Source organism: Aestuariivirga sp., assembly GCF_965227715.1.
Taxonomy (GTDB): domain Bacteria; phylum Pseudomonadota; class Alphaproteobacteria; order Rhizobiales; family Aestuariivirgaceae; genus Aestuariivirga.
This window is the reverse complement of record NZ_OZ245771.1, coordinates 4,351,676-4,365,964: the sequence shown is the minus strand read 5'-3', so window position 1 is coordinate 4,365,964 and position 14,289 is coordinate 4,351,676. Positions and strand designations below refer to the sequence as shown.

Below are 14,289 nucleotides of genomic sequence, written 5' to 3'. Positions count from 1 at the left end.
CGCTTACTTGGTCTCGGTCTTCACGGGCTCGCCCTTGGCGCGCACGTCGGAAATACCAGAACGCAGCACGCGCACCCTGATGTTCTCGCCGATCTCGACCTGCAGCTCATTGTCATCGACGATCTTGATGACCTTGCCGATGAGCCCGCCGCTGGTGATCACCGTGTCGCCCTTGCCGACCTTTTTGAGCATCTCCTGATGCTCCTTCACCTTCTTCTGCTGCGGACGGATGAGAAGGAAGTAGAACACGCCCATGATGAGCACGAGCGGCAGGATCATGCCGATGAAATCGCCCGCGGCTGGCGCGCCGGCGGCCTGGGCAAAGGCCGGAGTAATGAACAAGGGAATTCTCCTGAACGAAGTTTGGGCGGAATATAGCGATGGTTGTCTCTATTGCAACCAATCGATTGGTGCGCCTTTACCCGCACCTCCACCTCGGCTAAGAGGCCATAATGACACAGGAAATCGATAGCGCATTGCTCCGCCGCCTGACCGAGGCGCTGGAGCGGCTGGCCCCCCGGAAGCCGCAGGAGGCTGACCTTCAGGCCTGCTCCGCCTTCGTCTGGCATGCCAGCCCCCCGGAGCTGGAACCCGTCCAGCGGGTGAACCGGGTCGATCTCTCGCTGCTCCGCGGCATAGACCTGACGCGTGACATCCTGATCGAGAACACCGAGCGTTTCGCCAGGGGTTATGCCGCCAACAATGCGCTCCTCTGGGGTGCACGCGGCATGGGGAAGTCTTCGCTCGTCAAGGCCGCCCACCATGAGATCAACCAGGCCAATGGCGGCATCCTCAAGCTCATCGAAATCCACCGGGAGGATATCGAGAGCCTGCCGGTGCTGATGAACATCATCCGCAGCGCACCAGAGTACCGTTTCATCGTCTACTGCGACGACCTCTCCTTCGATTCGGATGACACCTCCTACAAATCGCTGAAGGCCGCGCTCGATGGCGGCATCGAGGGGAGGCCCGCCAACATGCTGTTCTACGCCACTTCGAACCGCCGCCATCTGATGCCGCGGGACATGATCGAGAATGAGCGCTCGACAGCCATCAACCCGTCTGAAGCCGTGCAGGAAAAGGTGTCGCTGTCAGACCGCTTCGGCCTGTGGCTCGGCTTCCACAATTGCTCGCAGGATGAGTTCCTGGCCATGATCGAGGGCTATGCCCGGCATTACGGCATCAATATCGACCCGGAGGAACTGCGCGCCGGCGCCATTGCCTGGCAGGCCACGCGCGGCAGCCGCTCGGGCCGCGTGGCCTGGCAATATATCCAGGACATCGCGGGCCGCCAGGGCAAGCGGCTGGACGGCTGACGCCTAGTCCCCCTTGGCCTTCTTGCTCGTGTTCATCAGCATGTCGATATAGGCCAGCAGGAGTGCCGATATGACGAAGGTCAGGTGGATCGCCGTCAGCCACATCAGCTGGTTTTCGGTATATTGCTGGACGTTCAGGAACACCTGCAGCAGGTGGATCGAGGAGATCGCCACAATGGTCGAGGCCACCTTGATCTTGAGCGACCCGGCGTCGACCTTCCCCAGCCAGGAAATCTCGTTTCCATCCGCATTGTCGAAGCGGCTGACGAAATTTTCATAGCCCGAGATGATCACCATGACGACGAGGCTCGCCACCAGTGCGGCATCGATGAGCGAGAGCATCTTGAGGATCGTGTCCGTCTCCGCCAGGGTGAACAGCTTGAGGACGAATTCATAGAGCTTGCCCATGAAGGACAGGGCATAGAGCAGCAGCGCGATCGCGAGCCCTAAGTAGAATACCACCAGTAGCCAGCGCGATGCGAGGATGATCGCCTCAATCGCATGTTCGAGCTTCTTCACCGTCATGCCCCCTGTTCCAGATGCCCAACAGTTACTTCATTCGGCGCTGGAGGCAAGGGGGCGCTCAGGCTTGGGTTCCGGGAGATCATTGCGAGTTTTCCACAAGGACCAGCCGATGCCGGCCGCCAGCACGCCGATGGTGACGGCAAGCGAGATCGCCGTGTCGATTTTGATGCCGAGCGGCACGAGGAAGATCTTGATGCCGACGAGCACCAGGATCACTGCCAGCGAGTACTGCAGATATTTGAAGCGGTGCATGGCGGCGGCCAGTGCGAAATAGAGCGCACGGAGGCCCAGGATGGCGAAGATATTGGAGGTGTAGACGATGAAGGGATCCTGCGTCACCGCAAAGATCGCCGGAACGGAATCGACCGCAAAGATCAGATCCACGAATTCGACGATGATCAGCGCCACGAACAGCGGCGTGATGAACAGGGCAAGCTTCCCCGTCTTGGGGTCGATCTGGCGGATGGTGAAGCGCTCGCCGTGGAGGCCTTCCGTCACCCGGAAGTTCCGCTTGATGAGCTTCAGCATCCAGTTGTCCTCGAGCGAGGGCTTCTCGTTCGACGTCTTGAACATTTTCAGCCCGGTGAACACCAGGAAGGCGCCGAACAGGAACAGGATCCATGAGAAGGACATAACCAGCGCCGCACCGAGCCCGATCAGAATGGCCCGGAACAGGATGACGCCCAGAATGCCCCAGAACAGCACCCGGTGCTGGTAGATCCGGGGAATACCCAGAAACGCGAATACCGTGGCGATGACGAAGATATTGTCCATCGCCAGCGACTGCTCGATCAGATAGCCGGTGAAGAACTCAAGGCCGGACTGGCTTCCGCGCGAATACCAGACCCATGCGCCGAAGGCGAAGGCGATGGCCATGTAGCCGGCATAGAGGATGAAGCTTTCCTTGGCTTCGATCTCTTTCTGGCTCTTGTGCAGAAATCCCAGGTCGAGGACAAGAAGCGTGATCACCACCGTGGCGAAGATCACCCAGAAATATGCAGGCGTGCCAAGAAAATCAGCCTGAAGAAGCGTCCAAATCAATTCCATAGCCGGACCCTGTGCTGGAGTTGGTCGATTGCAGCTCCGACATCGCGGGATTGAGGGATCCCGCCAGAGGGGCCCGGCGCCACACTGGCCAAATATGGCGAAATGCGGCAAGTTCAAGGGCGCGGGAGATGACAAGTTCGTAAGGTTGGGGGGGATTGAGCGTTGCGAAGCACCAGGGCCATTCAGGTAATCGGTTGCCACGCCGAAGGCGAAGTGGGTGATGTGATCGTGGGAGGTGTGCCGCCTCCGCCAGGCGAAACCCTGTGGGCGCAGTCCCGCTTCATCGCGTCTGATGGCGAGCTCCGTGCTATGGTGTTGAACGAGCCGCGGGGCGGCGTCTTCCGTCATGTGAACCTGCTGGTTCCGCCCAAGAACCCGGCCGCACAAATGGGCTTCATCATCATGGAGCCGGAAGACACGCCCCCCATGTCGGGCTCCAACTGCATCTGCGTGGCAACCGTGTTGCTGGATGCCGGCATCATTCCCATGTCGGAGCCTCTCACGCACATGGTGCTGGAAGCACCGGCGGGCCTGGTGGAGGTGACCGCCCAATGCAGCGGCGGCAAGGCGCAGTCGATCACGCTCCGCAACGTGCCGGCCTTTGCGGACCGGATGGGAGTCCCCCTTGAGGTCGAAGGCCTCGGCACCATCCTGGTCGATACGGCCTTTGGCGGAGACAGCTTCGTCATGGCCGATGCCAATGCGCTGGGCTTCGAGATCACGCCGGATGAAGGCCGTGAGCTCGCCGTCATCGGCCGCAAGATCGTCAAGGCGGGCAATGAACAGCTGGGCTTCAGCCATCCGGACTTGCCCGAATGGAAGCACTTCTCCTTCGCCTTCCTGACCGGACCTCTGGAAACCGTCGATGGCGCGCTCTCCAGCCGCAATGCCTGCGTGATCAAGCCTGGCAAAATAGATCGTTCGCCCACCGGCACAGGCTGCTCGGCATTGATGGCCGTGCTCCATGCCAAGGGATTGCTGAAGGAAGGCCAAAGCTATATCGGCCGCTCCATCATCGAGAGCCGCTTCATGGGAAAGGTGGCAGGCCTCACCACGGTCGGCAATCACGCCGCCATCATCCCCACCATCACCGGCCGCGCCTGGATCACCGGACAATCGACCTTGATGCTCGATCCGGATGATCCCTGGCCCGGCGGCTACAAAATCTCGGACACCTGGCCAAAGGATGCAGACGAATGAAGGTCACAGAAATTCCGGTCACCTGCCTTGTGGACTCAAGGGACAGGCTGGGTGAAGGATGCTTCTGGGATGTGGCCAGCCAAACGCTTTGGTGGCTGGACATCATCGAGCCCTCCGCCATTCACCGGCTTCATGTGGCAAGCGGCGCCTGGCGCAAATGGCAGTTCACCGAGAAGGTCACGGCCATGGCCAGCCGGCGTGACGGCACCATTCTTGTCGGCACCCACACCGGCCTTGCAATCTTCAACCCTGAAACCGGCGCGCTCACACCCTGGCGGAAGATTGACCCCGGAATGCCTGGCAATCGCGGCAATGACGGCGCCTGCGATGCCAGAGGCCGCTTCTGGTTCGGCACCATGATGAACAACATCGGACCCCTGGGCGAAGATCTGGACATCACCGCCTCTACCGGCAGGCTGTTCCGGGTGGAGGCGGACGGAACCACCACCGTCATGGAAACAGATGTTGGCGTTTCGAACGGACCCTGCTGGTCGCCTGACAACCGCACCTTCTATTTCACCGATTCGAAAGCCCACATCATCTGGGCCTATGACTTCGACCTGGACAGCGGCACCATCTCAAACCGACGGGTGCTGAATGACACGAAGGACCACGGCCATCCCGATGGCGCAACAGTCGACGCCGAAGGCTTCATCTGGAGCGCGCGCTGGGAAGGATCCTGTGTGCTGCGGATTGATCCCAAGGGCCGCATCGACCGCCTGGTGCCCATGCCCGCCCGCCGCGTCACCAATGTCTGTTTCGGCGGAGCGAAACTGGACACGCTGTATGTAACGACGTCCCGCGCGCACATTCCCGACCAAGACCTCCGCCGCCACCCCTTGCAAGGCGGCCTCTTCTGTTTCAACCCCGGTGTCACAGGATTTGAGAAACACCGCTTCGCGGGTTGAGAGGGTGGTGATCATGGACGGTTTACCCTTCTCCCGTCCGCAGGATAGGAGAAGGGTAAGCGTCAAACAGCGCACTTGGTGACACGCAAATGCAATGGCGTTCCCGGCCCTCCGGCGAGCCTCCTTCGCGGGCTGGCCACCAGATCAACAGTTTCAACGTCCAGCACGACGCTCTGGAAAAGATTTCCGAACATGAATAAGCAAGAGCAGCCAAGGGGGAGAAACCGCATGAACATCGTCCAGATCGTCGACAGCAAGGGCAAGCGCCGCGTCGGCCTCGTTGCCGCTGACAAGGTGGTACTGCTGAAAAAGGCCGCCACCACGCTGGACCTTGCCCGCATGGCGCTGAAGGAGGGCGTGAAGCTCTCCGCCATGGCGTCTTCCCTCGCGGGCTCCGCGGCGGAGGACTATGCAGCAGCACTGGATGAGAACCGCGTGCTCACACCCGTCGATCATCCCGATCCTGCCCATTGCATCATTACCGGCACGGGTCTCACCCATCTGGGCTCTGCCGCCGCGCGCGACGGCATGCACAAGAAGCTTGCGGGCAAAGGGGAGGAGCTGACGGACAGTCTCAGGATGTTCAAGATGGGCCTTGAAGGCGGTAAGCCCGCCTCCAAGTCAGATGCAGGTGTTCAGCCCGAATGGTTCTACAAGGGCGATGGATCATGGCTCGTAGGACCAGGCCAGCCCCTGCCGCTCCCCTCCTTCGCGCTCGATGGCGGCGAAGAGCCTGAACTGGCGGGCCTCTATCTGATCGATGACAAGGGCAGGCCGGTGAGGCTTGGCTTTTCCCTCGGCAATGAATATTCGGACCACGTGACAGAGCGCCAGAATTACCTCTATCTCGCGCATTCGAAGCTCAGGCACTCTGCGATCGGTCCGGAAATGGTGGTGGGCAAGGTGCCTGCCTCGATTGAAGGCATGAGCCGCATCCTGCGCGGTGGTCAGGTGATCTGGGAGAAGCCATTCCTGACCGGGGAAGGCAACATGAGCCACACGCTGGCCAATCTCGAATATCATCACTTCAAATATGATGGCTTCCGCCGGCCGGGTGACCTCCACATCCATTATTTCGGTACCGCGACCCTCTCCATTGCGGACAATGTGAAAACGCAGGATGGCGACGTGTTTGAAATCTCCGCCGCACCCTTCGGCGCAGCCCTGCGCAATCCGCTCAAAGCGTTGAAGCCGGCCTACAAGCCCGGGGGCGCAAAACCGCTTTGAGGCGGTCAGCTTAACTTAAGGTTTAAGAATTGCTGTAAGATCATCGGAGTTTCCTTCCTGGTGGAGAGGCCTCCATGACCAATGCCCTGTCCGACATCGAAAACCAGATCATCCGCCGGGGGCGGATTGAGGCGCAGGATGTGCTGGCGATCCGCCGCATTATCTACCCCGATGGGTTCATTTCCATCGAGGAAGCCAACTGGCTCTTCAATCTCAATGACCAGATCGAGAATTACGATCCCGCCTGGCGGGATATCTTCATCGAGGCACTGACCGACTTCATGGTCAACCAGCTCGCACCACAGGGCTACGTCAGCCCTGAAAACGTCAGCTGGCTGCTGACGAAGATCACGAGAGACGGCCAGGTGCGTAGCGACACGGAGCTGGATCTCCTCGTCAACATTCTGGACAAGGCAATTTCCACCCCGGAACACCTGGCCGTCTTCACCTTGCGCGAGGTGCAGGCGAAGGTTCTGCGGAGTAACCGGATTTCGGCGCGCGAGGTGCATTTGCTGCGCCGTGTGCTCTATGCCGCAGGCGGGCAGCAGTCCATTGCCATCACGCGCGGTGAGGCCGAAGTCATCTATGCCATTCACGATGCGCGGCACGGCGCGGAGGATGATCCAGCCTGGACGGACCTGTTCGTCAAGGCCCTGCTCAATCATCTGATGTTCGCCTCGGGCTTCGAACCCCCCAGCCGCGAAGAAGCCTTGCAGCGCGAGAAATGGCTTGAGGACACGACACCTGACCCCGCCCGTTTCATGCGCAGCATGGCCATGGGGCTTCGCGACATCATTGCCAACTATCGGGCGCCCGGCTTTCAGGAAGAGTACCTACGCCGACGCGAGGCCATCCAGATTGCGGCTGAGACGGTTACGGATGAAGAGGCCCACTGGCTCGCCCAGCGCATTTTGCGGGATGGTTCCCTTTCAGCTGCGGAGCGAATGCTCATTGAGGCCCTGCGTGCTGAGCAGCCGCAACTCCACCCGGTCATCCAATCGGCAATCGACAGGCTGCCCTGAACCTATCGCTTCCGCCGTGCAATTGGCCATCTCCCGCGTTATGAATGGCGCATGACCACGGATTTCATCGCCCTCGACTGGGGCACAACCTCCTTTCGTGCCTATCTGGCAGCTGCGGATGGCCGCGTGCAGGACACGATTTCGGCAGCCGAAGGCATTCTCGCGGTGAAAGACGGCGCGTTTGAGGACGCTCTCGAACGCCTGATCGGCAAGTGGGACGTAAAGCTTCCGGTGATGGCGGCAGGCATGATCACCTCGCGCCAGGGCTGGATCGAACTTCCCTATCTCCCCTGCCCTGCTAGTGCGGCCGATCTGGCACGTGTGCTTCACAGGCACACCACCGCCTCCGGCCGCCACATCGCCTTTTCCACAGGCCTCAGCTACCGCGCCCCCAATGGCATGCCGGACGTGATGCGGAGCGAAGAGACGCAAGTTTTCGGTTCTCTCGACCAGGGCGTCAGCCACTTCGTAACGCCCGGCACCCATTCGAAATGGATCGCAACTGAGGGTGACAGGCTCGTTCTCTACGCCACCTATGTAACGGGCGAGGTTTTCGCCGCGCTGAAGGAACACACGATCCTCGGCCGCTTGATGAAGCCTGGGCCTGATGATGAAGAAGCCTTCGCCATGGGTGTGCGGGCTGCCCTTGAGGATCCGGCAGGCTTCCTCCACCGCATCTTCTCGGCGCGCTCGCTCGGCCTCTTCGGGGAACTGGCGCCGGAAGCTATTGCCTCCTATCTCTCGGGTCAGGTGATCGGCACCGAAGTGGCGCACGCCATTCGGGGCAATCCGCACGATGCCGAATACGCCGTGCTCGCCTCGTCTGGTATCGGCGGGCGCTATGTGAAGGCAATCGAGATTGCAGGCCTCAAGGTGCGCTATGGCGATCCTGAGGCGATCGTCAAGGGACTGGCAATCATCGCGCGGAAGGCAGGGATCATATGATGAGATTCGAAGATGCGGCACAGGCTTGCGGCATCATCACCATTCTGCGCGGGGTGACGCTTGATGAGGTGACGGACATCGGTGACGCACTCTATGAGGCTGGAATTCGCGTCGTAGAAGTGCCGCTCAATTCGCCCGAGCCGTTCCGCTCCATCGCCGCTCTCGCCGCCCGCTTTCACGGGCGCATGGTGGTTGGCGCCGGAACGGTGCTCGATGTGGAAAGCGTGGACCGGGTGAAATCCGCTGGCGGCCAGATCACCGTCTCGCCCGACTGCGCGCCGCACGTCATTTCCCGCGCGGTGGAACGGGGCCTGCTGCCCCTGCCCGGCGTGTTCACGCCCACCGAAGCCTTCGCCGCATTGCGCGCGGGCGCGCGGCACCTGAAGCTGTTTCCTGCGGAAGCCGCAAGCCCCGTCACGGTGAAGGCGTGGAAAGCCGTGCTTCCCTCCCACGCCAGCCTCTACGCGGTGGGTGGCGTGACACCTTCCAACATGAAGGCATGGGCGGATGCGGGGTGTGCGGGTTTCGGCATCGGCTCCAACATTTACAAGCCGGGCTCGAGCGCTGATGATGTGGGAAGAGCCGCGCGCAGTTTCGTTGCGGCATGGAATGAACTGAAGGGGGACTGAATGAAGGTTGCGATGGTGACGGGTGCCGGTTCTGGGATCGGCAAGGCGGTGGCGCTTGCCTTCGCGCGTGAAGGTTATCACGTGGTGCTGGCCGGCCGCCGCGCCGACCTTCTGGAGGCGGTGGCGAAATCCATCGGACCCGATGTACTGGCGGTCCCCACAAACGTGGCAGATCCCAAGTCGGTGAAGGCGCTGTTCGCGGCGTGCAAGGCCAAGTTCGGGCGTCTCGACGTGCTCTTCAACAATGCGGGCACAGGTGCACCCGGCACCATCATGCTCGAGGATCTCTCGATCGAGATGTGGCAGAACGTCGTCAACGTCAATCTATCCGGCGTCTTCTACTGCATGCAGGAGGCCTTCCGGCTGATGAAGGATCAGACCCCTTCAGGCGGCCGCATCATCAACAATGGCTCGATCTCAGCCCATGCGCCGCGGCCCAATTCCGCGCCCTATACCTCCACCAAGCACGCTGTCACCGGCCTCACAAAATCGGGCTCACTCGATGGCCGCAAATATGGGATCGCCGTCTGCCAGATCGATATCGGCAATGCCGGAACCGAGATGACGGAGAAGATGAAGACCGGCATGCCGCAAGCCAACGGCACCATGGCGCCGGAGCCCACCATGGACGTGGAAAACGTCGCGCGGACGGTCCTCTACATGGCCTCCCTGCCGCTCGAGGCCAATGCCCAGTTCGTCACCGTCATGGCAACGAAAATGCCCTATATCGGCCGGGGCTGACGGGTTCAAGCCGACTCGCGCTCGATCCTGTTCCAGTCACTTAAGTCCTTTGCGCGCGGCACGGCCATCACCGCGCGGCGGAAGGGCTCACGTTCCTCGACGGCCTCCATCCATTCCGAAAGATGCGGCGTATCGGGTTTGGCACAGTCGATCCCACGGTAGCGCCAGAACAGGGCACCCATCACAATATCGCCGAAGCTTAAGGCAGCGCCAGCAAACCAGTCATGCCGGGCCAGCCATGAGTCGGCGATCAGCGCTGCTTCGGCTGCCTGCTTTTCGGCAGCGGCTATCGCCGTGGCATTGCGGTTCTCCGGCAGGCTGCGCACCAGGTTCATGAACAGCGTGCCGACGGCGGGACCGAAATTCTGCTGCTGCCATTCCATCCACTGCTCCGCCATGGCGAGGCTGCGGTGTTCCGCGGGCCGCAGCACGCCCGCGCGGAAACGCGCCGCGAGATAGCGCACGATGGCGTTCGACTCGAACATCGTCACATCGCCATCGCGGATCACGGGGACCAGCCCCATCGGATTCATGGCAATGAAATCGGCATCACGGTTGCCGCCGAAGCTGCCGCCCACATTTTCGCGCGTATAGGGCACATCGAGTTCCTCGAGCGCCCACAGTACCTTCTGCACATTGACGGAATTGCGCCGTCCCCACACCGTAATCATGGCCCTGCTCCTCGCAAGCTGCGAGCATGCCGCATCACCCCACAAATGCAAGAGCCCGGAGCAGCAATGCTCCGGGCTCTCATCGCGCGAATGACAAAACGCTAGTTGGATGCAGTATTGGACGAAAGGAACTTCATCGGATCCAGTGCCACCGCACCCTTGCGCACTTCGAAGTGAAGCTGCGGGCTGGAGACGGAGCCGGTCTGGCCGGCCTTGGCGATCACATCTCCGCGCTTCACCGTGTCGCCACGCTTCACGAATAGTTCCTTGGCGTGGGCATAGGCCGTCACATAGCCATCCTCATGCCGGATCAGCACGAGATTGCCATAGCCCTTGAGCTCGTTGCCACTATAGGCGACGACACCGTCAGCCGCCGCGCGGATCGATGTGCCTTCCGGCACCGCAATGTTGATGCCTTCGTTCTTGAGGCCATTGGCCTTGGGGCCGAAGCCCGAAATAACCTTGCCGCGCACCGGCCAACGCATGCCGGGCGCACCGGCAATCGGAGCCCCCTCGCTCACCTGGGCGCCCCCGGCGGACGGATCGGGCGCAGCAGAGGCCGCCTTGCCCGGCGAAGAGCCCGGCAATGGCTCAGTCCCGGCACTGTCCTGGTTATCCTCGCTCCCGGCGGATGCCGGTGCGGGCTGTGCAGACGCGAGCTTTGGCGCGGCCGCCTGCTGGGAGGCAACAGGTGCCGCCTCGCTGCTGCCGGCGGGGATCCGCACCTTCTGCCCCTGGGTGAGCTGTGCTGTGTGCGGCAGCCCATTGGCATCGGCGATCGCATAGGGAGACAGGCCGAACTTCCGGCCAAGCGAGAACAGCGTTTCGCCCGTGGCCACTGTGTGGAGTTCCCCGGAACCGGAGTCGGCAACAGACGGGCCGGACTTGAACGGCTTTGACACCATCGGCGTCCCGGGCTTGGGCGCAATCGGCGTGGACGGCGGTTCGGAGAAGGTCTCCGTGGCGTTGTTGGCCGTTTCGGCCGGCGGCATGCCGGCGCCTGAACCTGCGGGCACCCGCAGCACCTGGCCCGTGTGCACAGAATAAGGCGGCTTGATGCCGTTCAGCGCTGCAAGTTGCGAAACGGAAAGATTGTTGGCGCGCGCCACGGAGTAAAGCGTCATGCCCGGGCCGACGGTCACCGTTCCACCCGCAGCTGGTGCGGAGGAAGAGACCTGCGGAGCCGCAGCGCTCACGCCGGGCTGCCGGTATTGCGGCGCCTGGTATGATTTCGAATAGTCATAAGTTGGCGGCTGGGTGGATGCACCGGTGAGCGGCTTTGCGGCCACCTGGTCTTCCATGCCCACATTGGCGGCCGTCACACGCTTCGGCACGCTCGCGGTATAGACAGGGTCCGCATCCGAGGCATTGGTTGTGAAGCGCTCTGTGTCGGCGGAGCATGCGGAAAGCATGACGGCGGCGGCAGCGGAAACCAGGAACTGCGACTTGGAGACATTCCAAGCGGAACGGCAAACTTTGGACGACATGCCCCAAACTCCAGAACAAACTGACACAATCAAAATGGCTTGGTTAGGTTAAGGGAGCGTTATCGCTGAGACGTTGTCATTCATTTTGGAACAGAAGACGAACATCATTCCTCAACCACGACGGCGGCTCCGAGTGACACGCGGTCATAGAGATCGACGATATCGGCGTTCATCATGCGGATGCAGCCGGAGGACACCGCATTTCCAATGCTCCACGCCTGATTGGTGCCATGAATCCGGAAGGCCGTGCTGCCGATGTAAATGGCGCGTGCACCCAGTGGATTGTCCGGGCCGCCCGGAACGAAGGACGCCAGCTCATGTCCCCGGCGGCGCTCGCGGGCAATCATCTCCGGCGGCGGCCGCCAATCGGGCCATTGCGCCTTGCGGGACACGGTGTCAGTTCCGCTCCAGGTAAAACCTTCGCGCCCTACACCCACCTCATATTCCACGGCCTTGCCATCCGGCAGAATGAAGTAGAGCAGCCGCGCCCCGGTCTTGACCACAATGGAGCCCGGCGGCAGCGCGCTTGTGAAGCTGACAACACGGCTCCGCCGGTCCTCTGGCGCAAGCCCGATACCCTGGGTTTCACGGGTGATTGCCGTGCTGCCGTCCTCGATTCCCCCCCAGATCTGGAAGGTTCGCGGCGTGAATGCCTGCTGAGCACCAGCGGGAAGCACGGAGAGGGCGAGGATGACATATATGAGGATCAAGCGCATGGCGGCCGGAGTGCAATATGCACGCTCTGCATTAAGCGCTGCTTAAAGCAGGCGGCCTTCGCCTCCAGGGTCCAGCTTCTTCAGCATCGCCGCTGCCGTAAGATGTGTTTGCGGGTGCCGCCAGCGCGGTGCAATTTCGGCAATTGGCGCCAGTACGAATATGCGCGCGGCAATGCCCGGATGCGGAAGGATCGGCGCACTGTCACGCCGGATCATGCCGTGATAATCGATCAGATCAAGGTCCAGCGTTCGCGGTCCCCAGCGGAGCGTGCGCCGCCGCCCCGCCCGGCGTTCGATGAGGTGCAGCCGCTTCAGCAACTGCTCGGGCGAGAGGCTGGTTTCAACCTCCGCCACAGCATTGACGAAATCCGGCTGGTCCGTCACACCAAAGGCTGCAGAAACCAGAAGACGCGAGGCGCGCTTCATCTTGATCCCGCCGGTGTTCAGGTGTCTGAGCGCCCTGCTCACGCTTTCACGCGGGGGCCCCCAGGGGCCGTTGCGGTTGCTGCCAAGGGCAATCAGAATCATTTTGCTTGAGCGTGGTTGAGCGCCTGTCTAAATCCCTGCCATACACGACGAGGGGATTTCATCCATGCATTTTTATCCTGATGAGCGCGTGGCGCTCTTCATTGACGGCTCCAACCTTTACGCAACAGCCAAGACGCTCGGTTTCGACATCGACTACAAGCGTTTGCTGGGTTATTTCCGTAAGCGCGCCCGTCTGATCCGCGCCATCTATTATACCGCCCTCCTCGATGATGCAGACTATTCGCCAATCAAGCCGCTGATCGATTGGCTTGATTACAATGGCTACCGCGTGGTCACCAAGCCCGCCAAGGAATTCACCGATGCCACGGGCCGCCGCAAGGTCAAGGGCAACATGGACATCGAACTCGCCGTCGATGTGATGCAACTGGCAGAGCAGCTCGATCATATCGTGCTGTTTTCAGGCGATGGTGATTTCCGTTCGCTCGTTGCCGCGGTGCAGGCCAAGGGCCGCCGCGTCACGGTGGTGTCGACCCTCACCACAAGGCCGCCGATGATTGCCGATGATCTCCGCCGCCAGACGGACCAATTCATCGACTTGAGCGACCTGCGGGATGAGATCGGCCGTGATCCCTCGGAGCGGCGCGAACGTCCGGCACCCGTCCCGCCGCCGCGCGAGAGCTTTGAGGATTTTGCCGATATCTGACCAGCAGCACCCCTGGGAGCCCGGGCACAACTGCCCGCTCTGCCCACGCCTCGTTGAATACCGGCATGAGCAGCGAAAGCTCCATCCTGACTGGTTCAACGCGCCCGTACCCACCTTCGGTGCGGATGGCGCGCGGCTGTTGATCACTGGTCTCGCTCCTGGCGTTGCCGGTGCCAACCGCACAGGCCGCCCATTCACCGGCGATTTTGCCGGAGAGCTTCTCTATGGAACACTGATCCATTTCGGTTTCGCAAAGGGAATCTTCCGCGCCGACCCGCATGATAGGCTGGAGCTGCAGGATGCCGTGATCGCCAATGCCGTCCGTTGCGTGCCCCCGCAGAACAAGCCATTGCCCGTGGAGATCAAGACCTGCAACCAGTTCCTCCGCGCGCGGATTTCCGCGCTCCCCCATCTGAAAGCCATCGTCGCCTTGGGCCGCGTCGCCCATGAGGGCGTGCTGACAGCCCTCGCGGCACGGAAGTCTGCTCACCCTTTCAGCCACGGCGGCGAACATGAACTGGGCAGCATCCGCCTCTTCGACAGCTATCATTGCTCCCGCTACAACACCAACACCCGCGTACTCACCCCCGAAATGTTCCGCGCCGTATTCGGCCGGGTTCGCGAGTATCTGGACGGTCTTTGAAGCGTCCGCCCGGCAGAGGA

17 protein-coding genes are annotated in these 14,289 nt (G+C 61.5%); 10 read left to right on the top strand and 7 right to left on the bottom strand.

Annotated features, from left to right (window positions below; translation table 11 throughout):
• Positions 1–3: 3 nt before the first annotated feature.
• The gene (gene yajC, locus ACO06F_RS20900; protein ID WP_421694630.1) at positions 4–342 is read right to left on the bottom strand and encodes a preprotein translocase subunit YajC; all 339 of its coding nucleotides are present in this window, start codon (positions 340–342) and stop codon (positions 4–6) included.
• 110 nt (positions 343–452) lie between these two features.
• Between yajC and ACO06F_RS20895 the strand changes: the two genes are divergently transcribed.
• Entirely contained in the window at positions 453–1,316 is an 864-nt protein-coding gene (locus tag ACO06F_RS20895) for an ATP-binding protein (RefSeq protein WP_421694629.1), read from the top strand.
• A 3-nt stretch (positions 1,317–1,319) separates the two neighbouring features.
• Here the strand turns inward: ACO06F_RS20895 and ACO06F_RS20890 are convergent, their stop codons facing one another.
• On the bottom strand, positions 1,320–1,835 hold the full coding sequence (locus ACO06F_RS20890; RefSeq protein WP_421696739.1) for a TIGR00645 family protein: 516 nt from the start codon (positions 1,833–1,835) through the stop codon (positions 1,320–1,322).
• Between the two features lie 36 nt (positions 1,836–1,871).
• Positions 1,872–2,888, bottom strand: a complete 1,017-nt coding sequence (locus ACO06F_RS20885; RefSeq protein WP_421694628.1) for a TerC family protein — start codon at positions 2,886–2,888, stop codon at positions 1,872–1,874.
• A gap of 162 nt (positions 2,889–3,050) precedes the next feature.
• On the opposite strand from ACO06F_RS20885, the gene ACO06F_RS20880 reads away from it, so the two are divergent.
• The 7 genes from ACO06F_RS20880 to ACO06F_RS20850 all read left to right on the top strand — a co-directional run bounded on the left by ACO06F_RS20880 (position 3,051) and on the right by ACO06F_RS20850 (position 9,560).
• On the top strand, positions 3,051–4,088 hold the full coding sequence (locus ACO06F_RS20880; RefSeq protein WP_421694627.1) for a trans-3-hydroxy-L-proline dehydratase: 1,038 nt from the start codon (positions 3,051–3,053) through the stop codon (positions 4,086–4,088).
• Entirely contained in the window at positions 4,085–4,996 is a 912-nt protein-coding gene (locus ACO06F_RS20875) for an SMP-30/gluconolactonase/LRE family protein (RefSeq protein WP_421694626.1), read from the top strand. The genes ACO06F_RS20880 and ACO06F_RS20875 overlap by 4 nt, the downstream gene beginning before the upstream one ends.
• Positions 4,997–5,224: 228 nt before the next feature.
• Positions 5,225–6,223 carry an AraD1 family protein gene (gene araD1 / locus ACO06F_RS20870; protein ID WP_421694625.1) on the top strand — a complete coding sequence of 333 codons (999 nt, stop codon included), beginning with the start codon at positions 5,225–5,227 and terminating at the stop codon, positions 6,221–6,223.
• A gap of 74 nt (positions 6,224–6,297) precedes the next feature.
• Entirely contained in the window at positions 6,298–7,245 is a 948-nt protein-coding gene (locus tag ACO06F_RS20865) for a hypothetical protein (protein WP_421694624.1), read from the top strand.
• Between the two features lie 51 nt (positions 7,246–7,296).
• The gene (locus tag ACO06F_RS20860) at positions 7,297–8,190 is read left to right on the top strand and encodes a 2-dehydro-3-deoxygalactonokinase (protein WP_421694623.1); all 894 of its coding nucleotides are present in this window, start codon (positions 7,297–7,299) and stop codon (positions 8,188–8,190) included.
• Positions 8,187–8,819 (top strand): 2-dehydro-3-deoxy-6-phosphogalactonate aldolase, encoded by a 633-nt coding sequence (locus tag ACO06F_RS20855; protein WP_421694622.1) that lies wholly within the window; start codon positions 8,187–8,189, stop codon positions 8,817–8,819. Before ACO06F_RS20860 ends, ACO06F_RS20855 begins: the two co-directional genes overlap by 4 nt.
• The gene (locus ACO06F_RS20850) at positions 8,820–9,560 is read left to right on the top strand and encodes an SDR family oxidoreductase (protein ID WP_421694621.1); all 741 of its coding nucleotides are present in this window, start codon (positions 8,820–8,822) and stop codon (positions 9,558–9,560) included.
• A 5-nt stretch (positions 9,561–9,565) separates the two neighbouring features.
• Here ACO06F_RS20850 and ACO06F_RS20845 read toward each other — a convergent pair whose 3' ends face one another.
• The 4 genes from ACO06F_RS20845 to folK form a co-directional block, all read right to left on the bottom strand.
• Positions 9,566–10,231 (bottom strand): glutathione S-transferase family protein, encoded by a 666-nt coding sequence (locus ACO06F_RS20845; RefSeq protein ID WP_421694620.1) that lies wholly within the window; start codon positions 10,229–10,231, stop codon positions 9,566–9,568.
• Positions 10,232–10,332: 101 nt separating this feature from the next.
• Entirely contained in the window at positions 10,333–11,718 is a 1,386-nt protein-coding gene (locus tag ACO06F_RS20840) for a peptidoglycan DD-metalloendopeptidase family protein (protein ID WP_421694619.1), read from the bottom strand.
• 104 nt (positions 11,719–11,822) lie between these two features.
• On the bottom strand, positions 11,823–12,434 hold the full coding sequence (locus ACO06F_RS20835; protein WP_421694618.1) for a L,D-transpeptidase: 612 nt from the start codon (positions 12,432–12,434) through the stop codon (positions 11,823–11,825).
• A 42-nt stretch (positions 12,435–12,476) separates the two neighbouring features.
• Positions 12,477–12,962: a 2-amino-4-hydroxy-6-hydroxymethyldihydropteridine diphosphokinase gene (gene folK / locus ACO06F_RS20830; RefSeq protein ID WP_421694617.1), complete on the bottom strand. Its 486-nt coding sequence runs from the start codon at positions 12,960–12,962 to the stop codon at positions 12,477–12,479.
• Between the two features lie 64 nt (positions 12,963–13,026).
• Between folK and ACO06F_RS20825 the strand changes: the two genes are divergently transcribed.
• Together ACO06F_RS20825 and ACO06F_RS20820 are read left to right on the top strand one after the other, a co-directional pair.
• Entirely contained in the window at positions 13,027–13,626 is a 600-nt protein-coding gene (locus ACO06F_RS20825; RefSeq protein WP_421694616.1) for an NYN domain-containing protein, read from the top strand.
• Positions 13,613–14,269: a uracil-DNA glycosylase gene (locus ACO06F_RS20820; protein ID WP_421694615.1), complete on the top strand. Its 657-nt coding sequence runs from the start codon at positions 13,613–13,615 to the stop codon at positions 14,267–14,269. The genes ACO06F_RS20825 and ACO06F_RS20820 overlap by 14 nt, the downstream gene beginning before the upstream one ends.
• The last annotated feature ends 20 nt before the right edge of the window (positions 14,270–14,289 follow it).